This window comes from Leisingera sp. NJS201 (assembly GCF_004535885.1).
In the GTDB taxonomy this organism is placed as follows: Bacteria; Pseudomonadota; Alphaproteobacteria; order Rhodobacterales; family Rhodobacteraceae; genus Leisingera.
The window spans coordinates 1,057,535-1,080,271 of record NZ_CP038234.1 but is presented as its reverse complement, the minus strand read 5'-3'; the positions used below and the strand labels follow the sequence as shown (position 1 = coordinate 1,080,271).

At 63.5% G+C, this 22,737-nt stretch carries 20 protein-coding genes, 2 pseudogenes and 1 riboswitch; of the genes and pseudogenes, 18 read left to right on the top strand and 4 right to left on the bottom strand.

The features are described 5' to 3' along the window. Nucleotides 1-22: 22 nt before the first annotated feature. Nucleotides 23-1,066, bottom strand: a complete 1,044-nt coding sequence (locus tag ETW23_RS05205) for an aldo/keto reductase (protein WP_134829336.1) — start codon at nucleotides 1,064-1,066, stop codon at nucleotides 23-25. Nucleotides 1,067-1,188: 122 nt separating this feature from the next. On the opposite strand from ETW23_RS05205, the gene ETW23_RS05200 reads away from it, so the two are divergent. The 4 genes from ETW23_RS05200 to ETW23_RS05185 all read left to right on the top strand — a co-directional run bounded on the left by ETW23_RS05200 (nucleotide 1,189) and on the right by ETW23_RS05185 (nucleotide 5,072). Then, nucleotides 1,189-1,590: a rhodanese-like domain-containing protein gene (locus ETW23_RS05200; RefSeq protein WP_129371620.1), complete on the top strand. Its 402-nt coding sequence runs from the start codon at nucleotides 1,189-1,191 to the stop codon at nucleotides 1,588-1,590. Between the two features lie 508 nt (nucleotides 1,591-2,098). After that, nucleotides 2,099-2,923 carry a hypothetical protein gene (locus ETW23_RS05195; RefSeq protein WP_205879941.1) on the top strand — a complete coding sequence of 275 codons (825 nt, stop codon included), beginning with the start codon at nucleotides 2,099-2,101 and terminating at the stop codon, nucleotides 2,921-2,923. A gap of 211 nt (nucleotides 2,924-3,134) precedes the next feature. Further along, complete coding sequence (locus ETW23_RS05190; protein WP_247676802.1) at nucleotides 3,135-3,740, top strand: YceI family protein; 606 nt, start codon at nucleotides 3,135-3,137, stop codon at nucleotides 3,738-3,740. A 108-nt stretch (nucleotides 3,741-3,848) separates the two neighbouring features. After that, nucleotides 3,849-5,072: an MFS transporter gene (locus ETW23_RS05185; RefSeq protein ID WP_134829335.1), complete on the top strand. Its 1,224-nt coding sequence runs from the start codon at nucleotides 3,849-3,851 to the stop codon at nucleotides 5,070-5,072. Nucleotides 5,073-5,212: 140 nt separating this feature from the next. Here ETW23_RS05185 and ETW23_RS05180 read toward each other — a convergent pair whose 3' ends face one another. Beyond that, nucleotides 5,213-6,925, bottom strand: coding sequence for a flotillin family protein (locus tag ETW23_RS05180; protein ID WP_134829334.1), 1,713 nt, complete (start codon nucleotides 6,923-6,925; stop codon nucleotides 5,213-5,215). 46 nt (nucleotides 6,926-6,971) lie between these two features. Further along, entirely contained in the window at nucleotides 6,972-7,742 is a 771-nt protein-coding gene (locus ETW23_RS05175; protein WP_134829333.1) for an OB-fold-containig protein, read from the bottom strand. Between the two features lie 233 nt (nucleotides 7,743-7,975). Here ETW23_RS05175 and metG point away from each other — a divergent pair, with 233 nt between their 5' ends. From metG to glpD, 12 genes and pseudogenes are all read left to right on the top strand, one after another. Then, nucleotides 7,976-9,694: a methionine--tRNA ligase gene (gene metG / locus ETW23_RS05170; RefSeq protein WP_205877273.1), complete on the top strand. Its 1,719-nt coding sequence runs from the start codon at nucleotides 7,976-7,978 to the stop codon at nucleotides 9,692-9,694. Between the two features lie 368 nt (nucleotides 9,695-10,062). Further along, nucleotides 10,063-10,242: a hemin uptake protein HemP gene (gene hemP / locus ETW23_RS05165; protein ID WP_129371625.1), complete on the top strand. Its 180-nt coding sequence runs from the start codon at nucleotides 10,063-10,065 to the stop codon at nucleotides 10,240-10,242. Nucleotides 10,243-10,252: 10 nt separating this feature from the next. Beyond that, nucleotides 10,253-10,732 carry a hypothetical protein gene (locus tag ETW23_RS05160; protein ID WP_134829332.1) on the top strand — a complete coding sequence of 160 codons (480 nt, stop codon included), beginning with the start codon at nucleotides 10,253-10,255 and terminating at the stop codon, nucleotides 10,730-10,732. A gap of 28 nt (nucleotides 10,733-10,760) precedes the next feature. Further along, nucleotides 10,761-12,029 (top strand): imelysin family protein, encoded by a 1,269-nt coding sequence (locus ETW23_RS05155; RefSeq protein WP_134829331.1) that lies wholly within the window; start codon nucleotides 10,761-10,763, stop codon nucleotides 12,027-12,029. Nucleotides 12,030-12,120: 91 nt separating this feature from the next. Beyond that, nucleotides 12,121-13,134, top strand: coding sequence for a porin (locus tag ETW23_RS05150; RefSeq protein WP_134829330.1), 1,014 nt, complete (start codon nucleotides 12,121-12,123; stop codon nucleotides 13,132-13,134). Nucleotides 13,135-13,345: 211 nt separating this feature from the next. Beyond that, entirely contained in the window at nucleotides 13,346-13,639 is a 294-nt protein-coding gene (locus ETW23_RS05145; RefSeq protein WP_129371629.1) for a bacterioferritin-associated ferredoxin, read from the top strand. Then, nucleotides 13,587-14,075 carry a bacterioferritin gene (gene bfr, locus ETW23_RS05140; protein WP_027259753.1) on the top strand — a complete coding sequence of 163 codons (489 nt, stop codon included), beginning with the start codon at nucleotides 13,587-13,589 and terminating at the stop codon, nucleotides 14,073-14,075. The genes ETW23_RS05145 and bfr overlap by 53 nt, the downstream gene beginning before the upstream one ends. After that, nucleotides 14,032-15,593, top strand: a pseudogene (locus ETW23_RS05135) (di-heme oxidoredictase family protein). Before bfr ends, ETW23_RS05135 begins: the two are co-directional and overlap by 44 nt. A 178-nt stretch (nucleotides 15,594-15,771) precedes the next feature. Next, a complete protein-coding gene (locus tag ETW23_RS05130) occupies nucleotides 15,772-16,617 on the top strand; it encodes an imelysin family protein (protein ID WP_254695152.1) in 846 nt (281 codons plus the stop codon). A gap of 1 nt (nucleotide 16,618) precedes the next feature. Next, nucleotides 16,619-17,696: pseudogene (locus ETW23_RS05125) on the top strand (DUF1513 domain-containing protein). Nucleotides 17,697-17,835: 139 nt separating this feature from the next. Then, nucleotides 17,836-18,621 (top strand): DeoR/GlpR family DNA-binding transcription regulator, encoded by a 786-nt coding sequence (locus tag ETW23_RS05120; RefSeq protein ID WP_134829329.1) that lies wholly within the window; start codon nucleotides 17,836-17,838, stop codon nucleotides 18,619-18,621. Then, complete coding sequence (gene glpD / locus ETW23_RS05115) at nucleotides 18,614-20,191, top strand: glycerol-3-phosphate dehydrogenase (RefSeq protein ID WP_134829328.1); 1,578 nt, start codon at nucleotides 18,614-18,616, stop codon at nucleotides 20,189-20,191. The genes ETW23_RS05120 and glpD overlap by 8 nt, the downstream gene beginning before the upstream one ends. 105 nt (nucleotides 20,192-20,296) lie before the next feature. Here glpD and cobO read toward each other — a convergent pair whose 3' ends face one another. Beyond that, entirely contained in the window at nucleotides 20,297-20,932 is a 636-nt protein-coding gene (cobO, locus tag ETW23_RS05110; protein WP_129371635.1) for a cob(I)yrinic acid a,c-diamide adenosyltransferase, read from the bottom strand. A gap of 50 nt (nucleotides 20,933-20,982) precedes the next feature. Then, nucleotides 20,983-21,186, top strand: a riboswitch (cobalamin riboswitch). 95 nt (nucleotides 21,187-21,281) lie between these two features. On the opposite strand from cobO, the gene ETW23_RS05105 reads away from it, so the two are divergent. After that, nucleotides 21,282-21,692 (top strand): DUF1636 domain-containing protein, encoded by a 411-nt coding sequence (locus ETW23_RS05105; RefSeq protein ID WP_129371636.1) that lies wholly within the window; start codon nucleotides 21,282-21,284, stop codon nucleotides 21,690-21,692. A 2-nt stretch (nucleotides 21,693-21,694) separates the two neighbouring features. Further along, the gene (gene cobW, locus ETW23_RS05100) at nucleotides 21,695-22,729 is read left to right on the top strand and encodes a cobalamin biosynthesis protein CobW (RefSeq protein ID WP_134829327.1); all 1,035 of its coding nucleotides are present in this window, start codon (nucleotides 21,695-21,697) and stop codon (nucleotides 22,727-22,729) included. Nucleotides 22,730-22,737 lie beyond the last annotated feature (8 nt).

Genomic DNA, 22,737 nt, shown 5'->3' with positions numbered 1-22,737 from the left:
CCCCTAGGCGCAGGACCTCAGCTCAATACGGCATCGGATGCATCCGGTGCGCGGCAGTGATCTCGTCCAGCACGTCCTGGCTCAGCTCCAGTTCCACCGATTTCAACGCATGCTCCAGCTGCGGCAGATGCGTGGCACCAAAGATCGCCGAGGCCATGAACGGCCGTGTGCGGCACCACGCCAGCGCCATATGCACAGGATCCAACCCGTGCCGGTTGGCAATCTCCAGATAGGCCGCCACAGCGTCATAGACCCGCGGCGAATGCCGCCCGCCCAGGTCCGGATTGATCGACTTGCGTGAGCCGTCCGGCACCGCCCCGTCCTGATATTTGCCGGTCAGCAGCCCGGTGCCCAGCGGTGAAAACGCCATCAGCCCTACATCTTCATTCACACTCAGCTCTGCCAGATCAGTGTCATACATCCGGCAAACCAATGAGTATTCATTCTGGATCGAAGCAACCCGCGGCCCGCCGCGCGCTTCTGCGATGCGCAGCCATTGCGCGGTGCCCCAGGCGCTCTCGTTCGACAGGCCAAAGGCGCGGATGGTGCCGCGCTCCACCTCGCGCTGCAGCGCCTCCAGGCAATCCTCCATATGGGCCAGCGTCGCTTCCCGGTTCTGGGAGGACGGATCATAGCTCCAGTTCTGCCGGAACATGTAACTGCCCCGGTTCGGCCAGTGGAATTGATAGAGGTCGATGTAATCGGTCTTGAGCCGCTTCAGCGAGGCTTCAATTGTGGGCGCGATAGTCCTGGACGAAATCGGCGCCCCGTCCCGCACATGCTGCATCCCCGCGCCGGAATGCTTGGTGGCCAGGATGTACTCGCCCCGCCGCCCGGTCTGCGCATTCCAATTGCCGATGATCCGCTCGCTGTTGCCCAGGGTCTCCGCACTCACCGGGTTCACCGGATACATCTCTGCGGTATCTACAAAATTAACGCCGCCCTCCAGCGCCCGGCCGATCTGGGCATGGGCCTCGGCCTCCGGCGTCTGAGTGCCGAATGTCATCGTGCCCAGGCACAGTTCGGACACCATCATACCGGTGCGTCCCAATGGGTTCAGTTTCATGCCGCGCGCTCCCCTGTCCTGGATTTGCCTGCGACCCTAAGGCCCTGCCCGGGAAGTGCAAGCCGCTTGCACATAGGCGGCAAACCGGCCAGCCTCTGTGCAACCTAAGGAAAGGATACCCGATGCCGCAGACCATAACCAAGGGCGTCAAGGCGCTGCTGGCCGAGGCAAACAGCCTCGTCGAAACCATGGCTGTCGAGGAGGCCAAGCAGAAGGTCCTGGACGAGGATTACGTCTTCATCGACCTGCGCGACATCCGCGAGCTGCAGCGCAGCGGCATGATCCCCGGCGCGTTTTCCTGCCCGCGCGGCATGCTGGAATTCTGGATCGATCCCGACAGCCCCTATCACAAGCCGGTGTTCAACCAGGACAAAACCTATGTGTTCTACTGCGCCAGCGCCTGGCGCTCAGCCCTTAGCGCCAAAGCCGCGATTGAGATGGGTCTGAAACCGGTTGTGCATCTGGAGGGCGGCTTTACCGAATGGGCCAAACAGGGCGGCCCGGTTGTCCCCCGCGAGGGTTAAGACCTGCCGGGGCCGCCTGCAGTGAAACCTGCCATCCATACCATCCGGCGGCGGGACTGGCGCAGGCCTTGCACCTCCTGGAGAAATCGGAAGCTTGCAAACTGCTGCCGGATCTTCCCCGCCCTTCCCTTTCTTTTGACCGGGAGGTTTTCACCAGCGTCTGGCCGGCAGCTGCAGACTTGCGCCGTTCCGGCGCCTTGCTGCGCGAGGCGGCCAGGATCCGCTGCCCGGTAACGGTGCTTCACGGTGATCACGGCCACCACCCGGCATAAGGCGTGGAACTGCCGTTGCGCAAGATCCTTCCGGACTTCAGCTTCCGCCTGTTGCAACGCTGCGGCCGCAAGCCCTGGATTGAACGGCATGCGAGAGCTGTGTTCTTCCAGGCGCTTGAGGACACGCTTGCCCTGGCCTGACGGCATCTGTACCGGCCCGCCGCAAGCCCGGCCTGCCATAAGCCCGGTCCGGCTCAGCGCTTGAGAACAAAGCGGAAACATGTCATTTTATTCTCATGCCGACTCACCTGCTCACCCGCCGCCGCCACAGATCCCGCCCGGCCCTGTCCCTGATGGAGGGGGTTGCGCTGGAGCATGGCCGCGTGCACGAGGCCTGCGGCCCCGCCCGCCACAGTTTTGCGCTGTGGCTGGCCGCCGCCGCGCAAGACATTGCGCCGGGGCCGGTCCTGTGGCTGCCGCCGCCGCAGGGCGGCAAGCAGCTGAACCCGGACGGGATGGCGGAATTTGCCAGCCCCGCCCGGTTCCTGTTCCTGCAAGCCGCCCGGACCGAGGATCAGCTTTGGGCCATGGAGGAAGCCTTGCGCAGCGGTGCTGCGGCGCTGGTGGTGGCAGAACTGGCTGAGCCGCCCGCCATCACCCCGGTGCGGCGGCTGCATCTGGCGGCAGAGGCAGGCGGGCGCTTCGGCCCGGCGCCGTTGGGCCTGCTGCTGACCCCCGGCACAGGCGGCGCCCAGGGCATCGAAAGCCGCTGGCACCTGGCGCCTGCCCATACCCCTTTGCCCCATGATCTCTTCCCCCCTGACGTGCCTGCACACAGCCTCCCGCCCGGCCCCGCGCCCGGCCCGGCCGGGGATGGCGCAGCAAAGACCCGGAAGTTCTGGACCTTGCAGCGCCTGCGCGCCCGCACCCTGCCGCCCCGCAGCTGGCAGATCACCCAGGCCGCTGGCAGCTGCCTGCTCCGCTCTGCTTCGTGCCGCCCTGCCACCCGCACCGCAGACCCGCACGCCCAAGACGAGCCCCAGCGCCTAGACCGGCCCCAGCGCCTTGACGATGCCCTCCCGCGCCCGCAGGCGGACCTGGCTGCGCCAGCACCGCCTTAGCGGCCTTGGGCCCGGCACCGGGCTATGCCCGGTGCCGGGCCCAACAGGCAGAGGCTTTTGCCAAAAAGCTGATGCCTGGCGGGAGCCCGCCGCCGCGTCACAGGCTCCCCCCGCGAAAGTGAGCAGCCTGCGGCGGAAAATCCGGATAAGCTCAAGCTGCGGCATCGCAAACGCCATGTAAAAACGCTATGCAACCGGAGAAGAAACCCCCATGAGCAACCACAGGATGCACCGGCGGAGCCTGATCGCCTGCCTTGCGGCCAGCCTGCTGGCCCCGCAAAGGCTGCCCGCAGCGATCCTGCCTTACCGCCTCATTCCCGATGCCACAGACGTGCGCTTTACCTTCCGGCTCAGCGGCCAGCCGCAGCAAGGGCGGATCCCGGTCCGCGCCGCCCGCATCCGGATCGATCCGCAGAACCTTGCCCGCAGCCAGGCCGATATCACGCTTGACGCCAGCCGCGCCCGGACCGGGCTGATCTTTGCCACCGAGGCGTTGAAAAGCCCCGGCGTGCTCAACACCGCGCGCTTCCCGGAAATCCGTTTCCGCTCCACCCGTGTCCGTCTCGGGCCTGACGGACGGCTTTCAGGCGGCGCGCAGATCGGCGGCGAACTGACCCTGCGCGGAACCACCCGGCCGCTGACCTTGCAGGCAGCGCTCTACCGCCGGCCCGGCACCGCCGCCAGCGATCTGCGCGAACTCGACGTGCATCTCAGCGGCAGCCTCAGCCGCGCGGCCTTTGGCGCCACCGGCTATCCGGATCTGGTCGCCGACCGGGTCACCCTCGCCATCAAAGCCCGCATCCGCCAGGCGGGCTGAACCCCGGGCCGCGCCCGGTGCCGAAAAACACCGCCGCGCAAGAATACGACACCGCAATGACGGAAACCGGCTGGCAATGCAGCCGCAGCCTGTCATGGTCGCAGCGTTATGCGCCTGATCATCTCCTTTGCCGCCCTGTTTCTTTCTGTCATCCTGCTGCAGCTGTCGACCGGAGGCGTCGGCCCACTCGATGCTATCTCGGGTCTGACGCTGAATTTCACCAGGGAACAGATCGGCCTGCTTGGCTCGGCCCATTTCTTTGGCTTCTTCATCGGCTGCTGGTGGGCGCCGCGGCTGATGGGCAATGTCGGCCATTCCCGCGCCTTTGCGGTCTGCACAGCCCTTGGGGCGATGGGGCTCTTGGGCCATACGCTGACAGAAAACCCCTATGCCTGGGCGGCGATGCGGATTGCCTCGGGCCTGTGCGTAGCCGGCGCCTACACGGTGATCGAGGCCTGGCTCAACGCCAAAGTCACCAACGAGAACCGCGGCCGCGCCATGGGCACCTACCGGATTGCCGATATGAGCGCCTCGCTGGCGGCGCAGCTGATCATCGCGGTGCTGCCGCCTGCGGTCTATATTTCCTACAATCTGCTGGCGGTGATTTGCTGCGCGGCACTGCTGCCCCTGACCCTGACCAAGGCCAGCCAGCCGGAAACCCCCGATGCGCCGCGGCTGCGCCCCAAACTGGCCTGGCGCTGTTCGCCGCTGGCGGTGGCGGGGGTGATCGTGGCGGCACTCAGCTCAGCCTCGTTCCGGATGGTCGGCCCGGTCTATGGCCAGGAGGTTGGCCTGGAAATCGGCCAGATCGCCTTTTTCCTTGCCGCCTTTGTGCTGGGCGGCGCGCTGGCGCAGTACCCGATGGGCTGGCTGGCCGACAAATACGACCGCCGCTGGGTGCTGATCTGGCTTTCCGTGGCTGCCATCTTCAGCTGCGCTGTCACCATGGCTGCCAGCGGCACCGGCACCCTGGGGGTGATGCTGGCGGCAGGGTTCTTCGGCTTCACCACCTTCCCGATCTTTTCGGTTTCCGCCGCGCACGCCAACGACTTTGCAACAACGGAAGAACGGGTGGAGCTGGCAGCAGCGCTGATGTTCTTCTTTGCCCTGGGCGCCATCGCCAGCCCTTATGTCTCCTCAACGCTGATCAGCTTTTACGGGCCGCCTGCCCTGTTTGCCTATGTGGCCTGCGGCCATGTGCTGCTGATCGCCTTTGGTCTCAGCCGGATGAAAGTGCGCCCGACGCCCGAAGAGCGCACCAATTATGTCTACGCGCCACGCACCTCCTTCACCATCGGCCGACTGCTGAAACGCTCGCGCAAGAGGAAGTGAAATGGGTCAGCATCTCTGCCTGATTGTTTCGCGCGCGAAACATTCGGACAGCAGCATTGACCCTTTAAGGATCTGTTTACGAATGTAAAAAAGGGGCCGGAAAACTCCGGCCCCTATAAATATTCCGGGAAGCTGAACAATCAGCTTTCAGCCGCGGCGTCATTTGGCGCCGGACCTGCCGCAGCGCCATTCAGCAGCGGCACATCAGAACCTTCAACCGCCTCCGGCTCAGCGCCCAGCGCCTGGCTGGCAACACCGCTGACACCGTTTTCCATCGACAGGCCCAGCTCCTCGCCCAGCTTCTTCAGCGCGGGCATCTGCACCGCCATGCCCATGATTGAATCAAGCGCCTGATTGACCACCGGTTTCTCGGCGCCAGCGCCGGCCCCAGCCGCCGCATAAGGCGCGCCGCCGCCGATGCCGCTGACCTGATGGATCTTGATCGAATCGATCTTCTCGGCCGGTTTCACCATCTCGGTGATGATCGCAGGCATCGCCTCGATCCGCGCCATGTCGATCTTCATCCGGATCAGCTCAGCCGACAGCGCGTTCTCGGATTCAACAATTGCGCGTTTGCCTTCCGCCTCGGCCAGCATGTCGTTCTTCTTGGCCTCGGCCCGGATGTTAAGCGCATCAGCCTCGGCCTGGGCTTCTTCACGCCGCGCTTCGGCCCGGTCAGCCGCCGCGTCTTTCTCAGCCTGAGCAGCCAAGCGGATGCCGGTTGCCTGGCGTTCGGCTTCGCGGGTGGCTTCGATCAGCGTGATCTGCTTCTGGCGTTCCGCCTCAGCAACTTCACGGGCGGTTGCCACTGCCTCAGTCGCCTTGGTGGCCTCGGCCCGCGCCAGATCCGCCGACGCACGGGCGCGGCTTTCCTCCTCGGATTTCTGCTGGATGATGATCTGGCGTTCCTGTTCGGCAACCTCCAGCTCGCGCTCCTTGGTGATTTCGGCGTCGCGGATCTTCCGCTCCCGTTCAATCTCGGCAGAGCGGATGGCCTCTTCACGTGCAATCCGCGCACGCTCGCTCTCGCGCATCGAATCCTCGCGCCGCTGCGCCACTTCGGACTCCTGCGCGGCCTTCATGGTTTCGATCTGCTGCAGCTGCGAGATCTTGGCCTGTTCTTCATCCTGTTCAATGGTCAGACGCTGACGCTCAGCCTCCATCGCGGCACGGCGCACCGAGACCTGGGTATCCGCATCAATTTGCGCGCGCTCCTTTTTGGACTGGGCAATCACCTCGGCCAGTTTGCGCATGCCAACGGCGTTAAAGGCGTTGTTTTCGTCCAGTGCCTCAAACGGCGTCTGGTCCAATGCGGTGAGCGAGACAGACTCCAGCGACAAACCGTTTTTCAGCAGGTCCTCAGAGACCGCATTCTGCACCTCCTGCACAAAGTCGGCGCGTTTTTCATGCAGCCCGTCCATGGTCATCTGCGCAGCCACCGCGCGCAGGCCGTCGATCAGCTTGCCCTCGATCATTTCGCGCAGCTGTTCGACATCAAACGTACGGTCGCCCAGGGTCTGCGCGGCGCGGGCAATGCCCTCAGCCGTGGCCATCACCGAGACGTAGAATTCAACGCCAACATCCACCCGCATCCGATCCTGGGTGATCAGCGCTGCGTCGCCGTCCCGCTTCACTTCCAGGCGCAGGGTTTTCATGTTGACGGGGCTGACCTCATGCAGCAGCGGCACGACAATGGTGCCCCCGTCCATGATCACCTTCTTGCCGCCGGCACCGGTTTTGACCAGGCTGATTTCACGGGTGGCCCGGCGGTAGAGACGGCCAAGAACCAGGCCGAAGATGAGAAGAAAGATAAGAATGCTCGCCACGACGATGAGCAGGAATTGAAATTCCATGCGGAATACTCCCTTGGATAATTGGATTTATAAGTTTTGGTTCCGGTTATTCAGACAGCGCGATCAGCACAAACCGGTCCTTGCGGCGGTCGCGCATCACCAGCACTTCGGTGCCCTGCGATAATTCCTCGCCCGCTGCGAAAGGTTCGGCGCGCAGGTAGTGGGCGTTGCCGTAGCCATCAGTGACCCGCACCTCGGCCGGGCGGCCCTGCGCAGCGGTACCTTGGGTGATCACCCCGCGGCGGCGGCCCAGGCTGCGCACCGAAAGGGCCTCGGTCTCGGTCTGCGGCAGCAGCCGGGCAAACATCCCGCCAAAGCCGCGCGCGAACCACAGGCCAAAGGCGCCGGCAGGCAGCCCCGCCATCCAGGCCGGTGCGGCAAAACCCAGATAAGACGTCAGCAGCATCTGCAGGCCAATACCGCTGAGGCCAAAACCCATCAGCAAGGCCGCCAGCCAGATCAGCGTCGGCATCCGCCCCAGCCCCAGCCACGACGCCAGGCTGCCCGTGGCATCCGCCGCCCCGGAGCCATCCAGCGCTTCGGCCCCGTCCAGATCCGCAAGATCCATGTCTCCCAGATCACCCAATGCGTCCGCGGCGGCATCAGCGCCCAAATCACCCAAATCACCCAGGTCGCCGGCATCCGGGAACTCCCCGATATCTCCGCCATCCATGCCGTCCAGACCCGCGTCGCTATCGCCGCCGATCAGGCTGCCGCCCAGCAAAAGCGCCAGCAGCTCCAGAACTGCCAGTCCGCCCAACAGGGCCAGGGCAAGGGTAAACGGCGCAAATGCGCTATCGAGAAGAAAGTCAAACACCTATGGGCAGCCCCTAATTGTATGCATTGGTATACAATGCAGATGGTAACGCCCTCGTGAACTTTCAAGGGTTTGAAACCGGTTTTCGCAACCAATGAGTGCGCCAGCCCCCTGTTCAGTTCAAGCGGGAACTGCCGCTGTTTCTCCAATTTTCAGGGAAAACCGCCGCCGGGGTTTCCGCCGCCTGCGCCATGCGGTAGACGGGCGTTTGACACATTACCTGGATGGATAGCATGGCACGCATTCTGATCACTTCCGCGATCCCCTATATCAACGGGATCAAGCATCTGGGCAACCTGGTGGGTTCGCAGCTGCCGGCCGACCTTTATGCCCGGTTCCAGCGCGGACGCGGCAACGAGGTGATGTTCCTCTGCGCCACTGACGAGCACGGCACCCCGGCGGAACTGGCCGCCGCCAAGGCGGACAAGCCGGTGGCGGAATACTGCGCTGAAATGCATGGCATCCAGTCGGAAATCGCCAAGGGCTTTGCGCTGTCGTTTGATCACTTCGGCCGCTCCTCCAGCCCGCAGAACCACGCGCTGACCCAGCATTTCGCAGGCAAGCTGGCCGAGGCCGGGCTGATCCGCGAAGTAACCGAGAAACAGGTCTATTCCAATGCTGACGGCCGCTTCCTGCCCGACCGCTATATCGAAGGCACCTGCCCCAACTGCGGCTATGAGCGCGCCCGCGGCGACCAGTGCGAGGAATGCACCAAGCAGCTGGACCCGACCGACCTGATCAACCCGCGCTCAGCCGTGTCCGGCTCCACCGATCTGGAAGTGCGCGAGACCAAGCATCTGTATCTGTGCCAGTCGCAGCTGAAGGACCAGCTGGACGCCTGGATCGACAGCAAACACGACTGGCCGATCCTGACCACCTCGATTGCCAAGAAGTGGCTGCATGACGGTGACGGGCTGCAGGACCGCGGCATCACCCGCGATCTGGACTGGGGCGTGCCGGTCAAAAAGGGCGGCGCAGACTGGCCGGGCATGGAGGGCAAGGTGTTCTACGTCTGGTTCGACGCGCCGATTGAATACATCGCCGCCGCTGGCGAATGGGCCGAGGCGAATGGCAAATCCGACGCCGACTGGCAGCGCTGGTGGCGCACCGACAAGGGCGCCGAGGATGTGAAATACGTCCAGTTCATGGGCAAGGACAACGTCCCCTTCCACACCCTGTCGTTCCCGGCAACCATTCTGGGATCGGGCGAGCCGTGGAAAATGGTCGACCACCTGAAAAGCTTCAACTACCTGAACTACGACGGCGGCCAGTTCTCCACCAGCCAAGGGCGCGGCGTCTTCATGGATCAGGCGCTGGAGATCCTGCCGGCCGATTACTGGCGCTGGTGGCTCCTCAGCCATGCGCCGGAAAGCAGCGATTCCGAATTCACCTGGGAGAACTTCCAGCAGTCGGTGAACAAGGATCTGGCCGACGTGCTGGGCAATTTTGTCAGCCGCATCACCAAATTCTGCCGTTCCAAGTTCGGCGAGGAAGTTCCCGCAGCCGGTGAATACGGCGAACAGGAACAGGCGCTGATTGCTGAACTTACCACCCGCATCCGCGCCTATGAGGGCCACATGGAAGCGATGGAGGTCCGCAAATCGGCGCAGGAGCTGCGGGCGATCTGGGTCGCGGGCAATGAATACCTGCAGTCCGCAGCACCCTGGTCGGTGTTCAAGCAAGATCCCGACCGCGCCGCAGCCCAGGTGCGTCTGGGACTGAACCTGATCCGGCTTTACGCCGTACTGTCGGCCCCCTTCATCCCGCAGGCCTCAGACACGCTGATGGCGGCGATGAATTCGGACGACCGCAACTGGCCCGAAGATGCGGCGGCTGCCCTCTCCGCCCTGCCCGCAGGCCACAGCTTCACCGTGCCAGAGGTGCTGTTTGCCAAAATCACCGACGAGCAGCGCGAGGACTGGCAGGCGCGGTTTTCCGGCACCCGCGCCTGATCCGTTGCACATAGAATTCTGAAAGGCCGCCCATCGGGCGGCCTTTTCTGTTCCCCTATCCTCTTCTGCCATCGCAAAAATTATTTCTTACTAAAAAACTCAGATTGACATACCTGAGTGAATAATTCAGGTATACGGCATTCCAGCCAGCCTGACTCGGATCAGGCGAGCCCGAGTGACATTTCATCAACCGAGATCGCCCCCATGCCGACCAGAGACAGCCGCCATCGCGGCCCGCAGACCCAAGAGCTGGAACCCGAGGACATGCGCCAATTGTGGCCGCAGGTCTTTGCGCCGTCCGGCGCTCTGTCCGGTTTTTGTCTGGAATGTCTTCTGGACAGGGCGGAATTCAGCAATGGGCGGAAGATATGAACCAGATTGCCTCCAAGCCGGTGCCGGCCACCGCAACCACCGCAACCACCGAAGTGTTCCCCACCTATCACGCCGAGGATCTGACCCGCGGCGGCGTGCAGGCCCGTATTCTGCTGAACGGGCAGATCTATTCGCTGCGCATCACCCGCGCAGGCAAGCTGATCCTGACCAAGTGAGCGGACGGCCATGAGCACTGCGCACCCTTCGCCCCGCGGCGGCGTGACCGTCGGCACCCTGTCCGAGCTGCCGCCGCTGGAAGCCGGCGCGGTGATCTATCTGCGCCACTGGTTTTCCGGCGCCGAGACCCGCGACCAGATGCGCCGGGATTTCGAAGTGAACTTCGGCCCCGAAATGGCCGATGCCGCGTTTGAGGCCTTTGGCACTCTTTGCAACTTCTGCGCCACCCATGGCCGCCGCCCGCTGGTGCGCCACGGCATGACCTGCAAATGCCTGGGCGCGGATGAGAACTGCTTTGCTAATCTTCTGGCCTGTGCTGCCGAAGGCCAGCAGGACGATGCGCAAATCCTTGCCTCGCTGATCGTCACCCCGCGCAAAGCGTCCGAGCTGACGCAGCTGGCATCTGACTGCGGCTTGCTGATGCAACAGATCATGGCGCCGCGCCCGCCGCTGCAACCGGCCCGGCCCGCCACCGCCACCCTTCACTGAATTCACTATATAACTAAGGACTTAGCTGATGAAATCCCTGTTTCTCACGGGCACTGCCCTTGCCGGTCTCGCCTTTGGCGCCACCACAGCCTTTGCCGCTGACAAGGCCGCAGTGCTGACCAACTATGCCAATATCGCCGAGGCCAAGTACCAGGACAGCCTGGCCACCGCGCAGGTGCTGAAAACCGCTGTAGACGCGCTGGTCTCGCATCCCTCAGCCGAAAACCTGGAGGCTGCCCGCGCCGCCTGGATCGCCGCCCGCGTGCCCTATCAGCAGTCCGAAGTCTTCCGTTTCGGCAACGCCATCGTCGACGATTGGGAAGGCAAGGTGAACGCCTGGCCGCTGGACGAAGGCCTGATCGACTATGTGGACGCCTCTTATGGCGGGCCGACCGACGAGAACACCCTGGCATCGCTGAACATCATCGCCAATCCCAGCTTTGAGCTGTCCGGCAAAGCCATCGACGCCGCCAAGATCACTCCTGAACTTCTGGAAGGCGCCTTGCATGAGGCCGACGGGGTCGAGGCCAATGTGGCCACCGGCTATCACGCCATCGAATTCCTGCTGTGGGGCCAGGATCTGAAGGGCACCGAACATGGCGCCGGCGACCGCCCGTGGACCGACTATGCCACCGGCGACGCCTGCACCGGCGCCAACTGCGACCGCCGCGGCGAGTACCTGCAGGCCGCCACCGAGCTGCTGATCACCGACCTGGAATGGATCGCCGCGCAGTGGGGCGCCGAAGGCGACGCCCGCACTGCCCTGTTGGGCGATGAAAACGCCGGCATCACCGCGATGCTGACCGGCATGGGCTCGCTGTCTTACGGCGAACAGGCGGGTGAACGGATGCGTCTGGGCCTGATGCTGAACGACCCCGAGGAAGAGCACGATTGTTTTTCCGACAACACCCACAACAGCCACTACTACGACGGCTTGGGCGTGCAGAACGTCTATCTGGGCGAATATGTGCGGGTGAACGGCGAGCTGGTCTCGGGCGCGTCGCTGGCCGATCTGGTGGCCGCCAAGGACGCGGATCTGGACGCCGAGATGCGCAGCAAGCTGGCGGGCACCATGCAGGCGCTTGGCCGGATCAAGACCGCAGCCGAAGCAGGCCTGTCCTATGACCAGATGCTGGCGCAGGGCAACAAAGCCGGCGAAGCGCTGGTGATGGGCGGCGTCAACGGGCTGATCGACCAGACCCGCTCTATCGAACGCGTGGTCTCTACCCTGGATCTGGGCGGCGTTGCCATCGAAGGCTCTGACAGCCTTGATAATCCTTCGGCAGTCTTCGAATAAAACACTGCAAATACAATAAAATAACAAAACCAAAATAAAGGGACCTGGCCGCCATCAGCGGCCAGGTCCCTCAACAGAAAGAAGAACCCCCATGAAAATCAAACCCTCTGCGGCGCTGGCCCTCAGCGCGCCCGTCTTCCTGTGCGCAAACGCCGCCCTGGCCCAGGGCTTCAGCTGGGAAGGCGAGATCGAGATCGCCAATGAAAGCGTGCTGTCGTCTGATGACGCCACTGCCGAGATCCGCGACACTTTTGCCATGATCACCGCTTCCGGCGCCTATACATTCGGCAACGGTGTTGAACTTTTTGCCACCGTCACCGCCGAGTCGCTGACGGACGCCGCCGAGGACCGCACCTTTGATGACATGGGCGTCTATATCGAAGAACTCGGCGTCTCCTTTGGTATCGGCAGCGCCACCACCGTCTCAGTTGGTAAACTGCACCCGGTGTTTGGTACCGCCTGGGACGACGCCGCAGGCTATTTCGGCAGTTCCATCGCCGAAGATTACGAGCTGGTCGAACAGATCGGCATACTGGCGGACGTAGAGCTGAACGGCGCGGGCACCCTGTCCTTCGGTGTGTTTTACGCCGATGATTCCGGCCTCAGCCGCTCTGTTGGCTATGACCGCGGCCGCATCGCAACAGCCGACGGCGGCGCTGGCAACACTGGCGAGCTGGACAATTTTGCCATCCAATGGACGCAGGAAACCGGCAATACCCGTTACCACATCGGCGCCCGCCACCTGAGCGCCGGCACAGGCGACATGGATGACGAGCAGGGCTTTGTCGCAGGCCTCGCCCATGCCTTTGATGGCGGTTTCGACGTCTATGGCGAGGTGGCCTCCTTCTCGAACGCCGGCGGCTCGGCGGATGATGCGCTGTATGCCACCCTGACCGGCGCCTACACCATCGGCAACGTGACCCTGTCCGGCGGGCTGGTGCATCGCGATCTGGACAGCGCGGGCGAAACCGACCTGATCACCATCGGCGCGGATTACGAATTTGAAAATGGCTTCACGTTGGGCGGCGGCCTGGCCCGCGTTGATGAGGCCGGCACCAAAAGCACGGTTCTGGGCGTGAACCTGATCATCCCGCTTGGTGCATGAGATTTCCCTCGGTGACGTTTGGCATCCCCTGAACAGAGCCACACCTTGGGGCCGCGTATTGCGGCCCCTTTTTTTGCCAGACCGGGTCCCGCCCGGTACATATTCCCAAGTATTTTACTCTGGATACCCTTGAAAACCCAGTAATTCTGTCGGATATATTTCCCAACGGAATCACTTGGCCTTGGCGCCACCGGGCAAGGACGCGAGCAGCATGATCGTTTGCCACTGCACACAGATCTCGGACCACGACATCCGCGCAGCCATCGACTGGATGCGAAATGCCGATCCCGAAACGATAATCACCCCTGGCAAGATCTATCACGCCTTGGGGAAAACCGCTGATTGCGGCGGATGCATGCCGCTTTTCCTCGACACCATGCGCGCGAATGCTAATCTGGAAGTCCCTGCGCAGCTTCAGAATTTAGGCGCAGGCCGAATTCAGGAGAGTGAATATGCAGGGCGACGCCAAGGTCATCGACTATCTCAACAAAGCATTGCGACATGAGCTGACAGCGGTCAGCCAGTACTGGCTGCATTACCGGCTGCAAGACGATTGGGGCCTGGGCAGCATGGCCAAGAAAAGCCGCGAAGAATCCATCGAAGAGATGGAGCACGCGGACAAATTGATTGAAAGGATTCTGTTCCTCGGCGGCCATCCGAACCTGCAGAAGCTTGACCCGCTGCGGATCGGCCAGACCCCGAAAGAAACCCTCGAATGCGACCTTGCCGCCGAAGTGGACGCCCGCGCGCTTTACAAGGAAGCCCGCGACGCCTGCAACAAAGCGGGTGACTACGTCACGCAAAAGCTGTTTGAAGACTTGATGGCGGATGAAGAAGGCCACATTGATTTCCTCGAAACGCAGCTTGAACTGCACGACCGGATCGGCGCCGAAAACTATGCCCAGCTCAACGCCACCAAGATGGCAGAGATCGAAGACTAAACTGTTTCTGGCTGCCGCATTTGCGGCGGCCACCCCCGTTGCGGCGCTGGACCTGGCCAGCCAGTATCAGGCAGAGCCGCACCTCTCTCCCCTCCCCCGCACTGACGCCGAACGCACCCGGATTGAGGCCGTCACCGCACCGGCCACGGATTTCTCCGCACCAGAACGCTTCGAGGACCTGCCCGCAGGCGCCGCCACCGTGCGCGCCAGGGAAGATGACGAGGCGTTCTCCCAGCACTCTGCCAACCTCAGCTTCGAGCAGGAACTGGAGTTCAAACTGGGCAATGGGCTGTTCAAGAAGATCTGGGTGTTCTCGCCATCTTCCACCAAGGCGTCCGACGGGCTTGGCCCGCTCTATAACGCGCGCTCCTGCCAGCGCTGCCACTTGAAGGACGGGCGCGGCCATGTGGTGGCGCAGCCGGATTACGCCTCCACCACCATGTTCCTGCGGGTTTCCATTCCCGGCCCGGTTCCGGCGGAACTGCAGGAAGTCCATGACTACATCGGCACCGCGCCCGATCCGGATTATGGCTCCCAGTTGCAGGACTTCTCCGCCCCGGCATCGCGCCGGAGTACAAGCTGCAGGTCGAGTATGAGGAGTTCGAGGTTGCCCTGAACGGCGGTGAAACGGCCACCCTGCGCCGTCCCGGCTACACGGCTGCAAACCTCGGCTACGGCCCATTGGCTGATGGCGCCATGCTGTCACCCCGCGTCGCGCCGCCGATGATCGGCCTTGGCCTGCTGGAGGCGATCCCCGCCGCCGATATCCTTGCCCATGCGGATGAGGAAGACACCGACGGCGATGGCATTTCCGGCCGAGCAAATCTGGTCTGGTCGCGCGAATTCAACCGGGTCATGCTGGGCCGCTTTGGCCTGAAGGCCGGAATGCCGACCGTCCACGAACAATCCGCCGGTGCGTTTTCCGGCGATATCGGCATCTCCACCCCGCTGTTCCCGGCCCATGCGGGCGAATGCACCGATCTGCAAACCGCCTGCCAATCCGCCCCGCATGGCGGCGCTGATTCCCGTGAAACCGAGATCGACCAGCCGAACATGGATCTGGTCACCTTCTACAGCCGCAACCTCGGCGTTCCCGCACGGCGCAACACCAGCGACGCCCAGGTGCTGCGCGGCAAGCAGGTGTTCTACAACACCGGATGTGCGTCCTGCCACGTGCCGAAACACGTGACCCACCGGCTGCAGGACCGCCCCGAGCAAAGCTTTCAACTGATCTGGCCCTACAGCGACCTATTGCTGCACGACATGGGCGAAGGCCTGGCCGACAACCGCCCCGAAGCCCGCGCAACGGGGCGCGAATGGCGCACAGCGCCGCTTTGGGGTATCGGCCTCACCCAGCAGGTTTCGCCCCGTGCCACCTTCCTGCATGACGGCCGCGCCCGCACCCTGCTGGAGGCGGTCCTGTGGCACGGCGGCGAAGCGGAGGCGGCCAAAACCCGCGTGGTAAAGCTGCGGCCGGAAGACCGCGCTGCCCTGATCGCCTTTCTGGAGAGCCTCTGATGCGCGCCTTTGCCCCGTCCCTGCCCCTTGCCCTGCCCCTTGTCCTGACCTTTGCGCTGGCCGCAGCCCCTGCCGCCGCATCAGAGCTGTCCGGCAGCATCACCGATCAACTGATCCTCCCGACCTTTCAGGAACTTGCAGAGGACGCGCAAACACTAGCGGAAACCGCACAGGCAGATTGCAATCCGCAATCACCCCCCTGCGCGCAGCTTACAGCGATGCCTTCGATGCCTGGATCGCCGCCAGCCATTACCGCTTTGGTCCAACCGAAACAGACAGCCGCGCCTTTGCGCTGGCTTTCTGGCCCGACAGCCGCAGCAAAACGCCCAAGGCACTTGGGAATCTGATCCGCAGCGAAGACCCCGGCATCTCTGACCCGGCGCAATTCGCCAGCTACTCCATCGCGTCCCGCGGCTTTTATGCGCTGGAATACCTGCTGTATGATCCGCAGCTTTCCACCACCGGCAGCGCAGACTACCGCTGCGCCCTGACCCGCGCCATCAGCATCGACATCGCAGCCACAACCCAGTCCATCAAAGTGGATTGGGAACAGACCTACGCCGCCGAAATGCACAGCCCCGCCAGCCGCTACCAAAGCGACGAGGAAATCACCCAGGAGCTGCTCAAGGCGCTCACCACCGGGCTGCAAGTGCTGGACGACATGCGCCTGGGCCGCCCGCTTGGCACCTTTGACCGCCCGCGTCCCAACCGCGCCGAGGCCCGCCGCTCGGGGCGCAGCCTGCGCCATGTGCAGGTGTCGCTGAACGCGCTGGAACCGTTGGCCCTGGCGCTGGCAGACAGCCGCGAGGACCTGCAAGCCAAGATCACTGCCGCTTTTGCCAAAGCCCGCAAGAAGGCCGGGACCCTGAACGATCCGGTCTTTGCCGGCGTGGCGGATCCCGCCAGCCGCTTCCGCATCGAATCCCTGCAGCAGGAGATCAAGAACCTGCGCGCGCTGGTGACCGGCGAACTGGGGCCGGCCCTGGGTGTTGCGGCAGGCTTTAATTCCCTGGACGGCGATTGATATGGCCACCCGCCGCGGCTTTCTGGCCGGTCTTCTGGCCACAGGCCTTGCCCCGCAGGCCAGTTGGGCCAACGCCGGCAGCCCCGCTTTTCTGTCTGCCGGCAAGGACGCCAGCGGCGCCTTCCTGCTTGCGGGTCTTACAGAAGACGGCGAAATCCTGTTCCGTCACCCTTTGCCTGCCCGCGGCCACGCCGCCGCGGCGCATCCGGTCCGGCCCGAAGCCGTCGCCTTTGCCCGCCGCCCCGGCCGCTTTGCCGATGTGATCGACTGCCGCACGGGCACCGCCCTCGCCCGGCTGGAGCCGCCTGCGGGGCACCATTTCTATGGCCACGGCACATTCTCCCCGATGGCAGCCGCCTGTTCACCACGGAAAACGATTTCTGGAATGCGCGCGGTGTGGTCGGCGTTTGGGACGCAACGGACGGCTACAAACGCATTACCGCCTTCGCCTCCGGCGGCATTGGCCCGCACGAAATGCTGCTGCGCCGGGACGCGCCGGGACTGGTCATTGCCAATGGCGGCATTGAGACCCACCCTGATAGCGGCCGCGCCAAGCTGAACCTCCCGGACATGCGCCCGAACCTCAGCTACTTGGGCTTTGACGGCACCCTGCAGGAGCAGATGGAACTGCCGCAAGCGCTGCACCTGAATTCCATCCGTCACCTCGCCATGCGTGCTAACGGCACCGTTGGTTTTGCCATGCAATGGCAGGGGATCCGGGCGAGGCCCTGCCTATCGTGGGCCTGCACCAGCCCGGCAGCCCGCCCCGCCTGATGGCCGATGGCGACCCGCGGGTGTTGAACCTCAATGGCTATGGCGGTTCCGTCGCCTTCTCAGCGGACGGAGCGCAGATCGGTGTCACCTCTCCGCGCGGCGGGGTGCTGCAGGTAATGGATACCGGAACCGGGGATCTGCTGCAGGAGCACCGCATGACGGATGTCTGCGGCCTTGCAATGTCCGATGCAGGCTTTACCGCAAGCACTGGCGGCGGGCAGTTTTTCGGGGTTTCAGCATCCGGCAAACATCCGCTGCACCGGTCGGATCTGGCCTGGGACAACCACCTGATCCCGCTCACCTGAGAAGACCCTGGCTGACAGCAGCCCCGGCGTGCCCGCAACCGCGTGCCGTTTCGTTTTGCGTATCACAGAATTCATAACGAAAACAAAAGGTGACATTTCACCCGTACTCCGCTATGGAATCGCGGTGAAAGGAAAGCAAATGGATGCCACGGCCCGTCAGAGCGAAATCATCACCTTGCTGAACCGGCAGGACCGGGTCGAGGTTGACGACCTGTCCCAGCGCTTTGGCGTCTCTTTACAGACGGTCCGCGCAGACCTGCGCGACCTGTCTGCGCGCGGCGCCTTGTCCCGCGTGCATGGCGGTGCCGTCCGGATAAGCTCTGCCGCCAGCCAGGGATACGAGGACCGGCGCAAGCTGAACGCGGGCAACAAGCTGGCGATGGCCGCACTGGCGGCTGAGCTGATCCCCGACAATTGCTCCCTCACCCTTAACATCGGCACTTCGACCGAACAGGTAGCGCGGGCGCTTTCCGGCCACAGCGGCCTGACGGTGATTTCCAATAATATCAACATTATCAACTTGATGATGGGCGGTCAGGCCAAGGAATTGATCCTGGTCGGCGGCACAGTGCGGCAAAACGACGGCGCTATTGTGGGCGAGGATGCGGTTGAATTCCTGTCCCGCTACAAGGTCGATTTCGCCGTCATCGGCGCCTCGGCACTGGATCCCGACGGCGCCGTGATGGACCATGACGCCCGAGAGGTTTCGGTCGCCCGCGCCATCCTCAAGAACGCCCGGCAAAAGGTGCTGGTCTGCGACGGCAGCAAGTTCGCCCGCTCCGCCCCGGTGCGTATTTGCGATGTCTCCGATCTGGATATCGTCATAACCGACCGCCCGGTTCCCGCAGAATTTGCCGAGGCCGCGCAGGCCGCCGGCACCCGGATCCTGACCGCAGGACAAAACGAAAGCAACGAAAATGACTGACACGCCTGTTACGGACCTTTTCATCATCGGCGGCGGCATCAACGGCTGCGGCATCGCCCGCGACGCCGCCGGCCGCGGCCTGTCGGTTACATTGGCCGAAATGAACGACCTTGCCTCCGCCACCTCCTCGGCCTCGACCAAACTGTTCCACGGCGGTTTGCGCTATCTGGAATACTTTGAATTCCGCCTGGTGCGTGAGGCGCTGATCGAGCGCGAAGTACTGCTGAAGGCGATGCCGCATATCTCCTGGCCGATGCGGTTTGTTCTGCCGTTCCACAAGGACATGCGGTTTGACAGCGAAACACCGACGTCCAAGCTGCTGACGACCTTCATGCCCTGGATGAAGGGTCGCCGCCCCGCATGGCTGATCCGGCTGGGGCTGTTTCTGTATGACTCCTTGGGCAAACGCGGCATCCTGCCCGGCACCGCGAAACTGGACCTGTCGCACGACCCCGCAGGCAGGCCGCTGAAGGACAAGTTTCAGACCGCGTTCGAATACTCCGACTGCTGGATCGAAGACGCCCGCCTGGTGGTACTGAACGCCCGCGATGCGCAGGCCCGCGGTGCCGAAATCCTGACCCGGACCGAGGTAGTTTCAGCCGAACGCCTTGCAGACCATTGGGTGATCCGCACCAAGGATCACGCCACCGGCGCCGAGCAGCAGCACCGCGCAAAAATACTGGTCAACGCCGGCGGGCCGTGGGTAGCCGACGTGCTGCACCAGAAGCTGGGCCAGAACAGCCGCGAAAACGTCCGCCTGGTGCGCGGCAGCCATATCGTGGTGCCGAAATTGTTCGACCATGGCCGCTGCTACTTCTTCCAGGGCACCGACGGGCGGATCATCTTTGCGATTCCATACGAGACGGATTTCACCCTGATCGGCACAACGGACGCCGACCATCCCGATCCGGAAACCAAACCGCACTGCACCGAGGCCGAGCAGGACTATCTGGTTGATTTCGCATCGCAATACTTCGAACAGCCGCTCAGCCGCGAAGACATCGTCTGGACCTACTCCGGCGTGCGCCCGCTCTATGACGACGGCGCCAGCTCGGCCACTGCGGCCACCCGCGAATATGTGCTGACGCTAGACCGCGCGCAGGCGCCGCTGCTGAATGTCTTTGGCGGCAAGATCACCACCTACCGCAAGCTGGCCGAGGCCGCGCTGGCGAAAATCGGCGAGGTGTTCCCGCATGTGCCGTCTGACTGGACCGCAGGCGTGGCCCTGCCCGGCGGTGATTTTGCGGTGGCGGATGTGGAAAAACTGCAAACCAAACTGGCGGCAGATTATCCGTTCCTGACGCCCTATTGGACCGCCCGGATGATCCGTGCTTACGGCACCGAAGCCTGGGACGTGCTAGGGGACGTCAAATCCGCCGGTGATCTGGGGCGGGATTTTGGCGCAACCATCACCGCGCAGGAACTCAACTGGGCGATAGCCCGCGAATGGGTGCGGTCAGGCGACGACTACCTGTGGCGGCGCACCAAGCTGGGCCTGCGGCTGGACGAGGCGCAGCGCGCGGCAGTGGATGCCTATATCAGCAAGAAAGCCGCCAGGCTGGCGGCTTAGAGCTAAGGGACGGGCCAACCCGAGGGGAGGCGCAATCGCGCCGCCCCGTGGGGGCGGGTTGGCGCGGCCCGGCCTATCGGCCGGGCGGGACATTCTGAAAGCGTCTTAAAACTCCACGCCCTTCTGCGCCTTCACACCGGCGCGGAACGGGTGTTTGACCTGCCCCATCTCGGTCACCAGATCGGCAATCTCGATCAGCTCTTCCTTGGCGTTGCGCCCGGTCAGCACTACATGGGTCATCGGCGGCTTCTGCTCCACCAGGAACTCCAGCACTTCTTCGAGGTCCAGATAGTCATAGCGCAGCGCAATGTTGATCTCGTCCAGCAGCACCATGGTGTTGCGCTCATCCAGGATCATCTCCTTGGCCTTTTCCCAGCCCTTCTGCGCGGCGGCAATGTCGCGGGCCTTGTCCTGGGTCTCCCAGGTAAAGCCTTCGCCCATTGCGTAGAACTGGCACCGATCGCTGAAATTCTCCTCGATCAATGTCCGCTCGCCGGTCTGCCAGGCGCCCTTGATGAACTGCACCACGGCTGACGGCATCCCATGCGCGATGCAGCGCATGATCATCCCGAACCCGGAGGAGGATTTGCCCTTGCCCGGCCCGGTGTGGACGATAATCAGGCCCTTTTCGCCCTCCTTGGTCTTCATCATCCGGTCGCGCGCGGCCTTTTTCTTGGCCATCTTGGACGTATGACGGGCGGCTTCTTCTTCTGAGATGCCGGTTTCAGACTTTTCGCTCATTGGGGCTCTCCAGCTGTTTGACCCATGTCTTGACAAAGAAGGGCACGATAGCGCAAGGGGGTTCAGCTGGTTCCTGTGAAAACAGGCGAAGAGGGAATGTGAAGGCTTTCGGGCCGAAGCACAGCCGCCCCCGCGACCGTGACCGGATGAGGCCGCCATGCCACTGGGTGATCCCCGGGAAGGCAGGATGGCCGGCAAGGCGCACGCCTTGGCATCCGCAAGCCGGGAGACCTGCCAGCGAAGGAGAGATCAACGGGCAGACGGGGTGTTCTGCGACCGGGTAAGGGGCTCGCACGACTGGCCCCTTTTCGGCCATCCCGCACGCCCTGCCGCGACAGGAGACGCGCCAATGGCTGACGACATGGCAGGCCAATCTGCCAGCACCCCGGGACCGGTCACCCTGACCGTTTGCCTCACCTGCCGCCGCGAGGGCGCCGACCCCGAGGCAGCACGCCCCGGCGCCATCCTGCATGCAGCCTTGGAAGAAGCCGGAATGCCCGAAGGCGTCCGTCTGCGTGGCGTCGAATGCCTGTCGTCGTGCAAGCGCGGCTGCGCTGTTGCGCTGATCGGCGGCGAAGAACGCTGGACTTATGTCTACGGCGACCTCGACCCGGACCAGCATGTCCCCGAAATTCTGGAAGGTGCTGCGGCTTATGCCGGCACCGCTGATGGAGTCGTGCCGTGGCGCCAGCGCCCGCAGACCTTCCGCAAACAATCCGTTGCCCGCATCCCGCCGGCCAAGTTCTTCTCCGAGGAGTAATCATGAGCGATCTCAACAAGATCCCCGTCACCGTCATCACCGGTTTTCTGGGCGCAGGTAAAACCACGCTGATCCGCCACCTGATGCAGAACCCGCAGGGTAAGCGCCTGGCCGTGGTGGTGAACGAATTCGGCACTGCCGGCGTGGACGGCGACATCCTGAAATCCTGCGCCGATGACAACTGCCCGGCGGAAAACATCATGGAACTGGCCAACGGCTGCATCTGCTGCACCGTGGCCGATGACTTCATCCCCACCATCGAACAGCTGATGGCCCTGCCCGAAAAACCCGACCATATCGTGATCGAGACCTCTGGCCTGGCCCTGCCGAAACCGCTGTTGAAGGCGTTTGACTGGCCCGCGATCCGCTCCCGCATCACTGTCGACGGGGTGATTGCCCTGGCGGACGCCGAGGCGGTTGCCAAAGGCCAGTTCGCCCCTGATCTGGACGCCGTTCAGGCCCAGCGCGAGGCGGATGACAGCATCGACCACGAAACGCCGCTGTCCGAAGTGTTCGAGGACCAGATCTCCTGCGCTGACATCGTGCTGTTGTCCAAGGCCGATCTGGCCGGCGACGCAGGCGTCGAGAAGGCCCGCGCGGTGATCGAAGCCGAAGCCCCGCGCAAGCTGCCGATCCTGCCGATGAGCGAAGGCGTCATCGACCCGCGCATCATCCTGGGTCTGGGTGCTGCTGCCGAAGACGATCTGGACGCCCGCCCCAGCCACCACGACGGCCACCACGACCACGAGCATGACGATTTTGAAAGCATCGTTGTCGAAATGGGCGAAGTCTCCGACCCCGAAGCGCTGCAGAATGCCATCGTGAAACTCGCCCGCGAGCGCAACATCCTGCGCGTCAAAGGCTATGTCGCGGTGGAAGGAAAACCGATGCGGATGCTGGTTCAGGCCGTGGGCGAGCGCCTGCGCGCCCAATACGATCAGCCATGGGGCGCGCAGCCGCGCAAGACCGCTCTGGTGGTCATCGCCGAGCATGACGATATCGACGAACAGGCCATCCGCGCCGAGCTGGGGGCCTGAAGCTGATG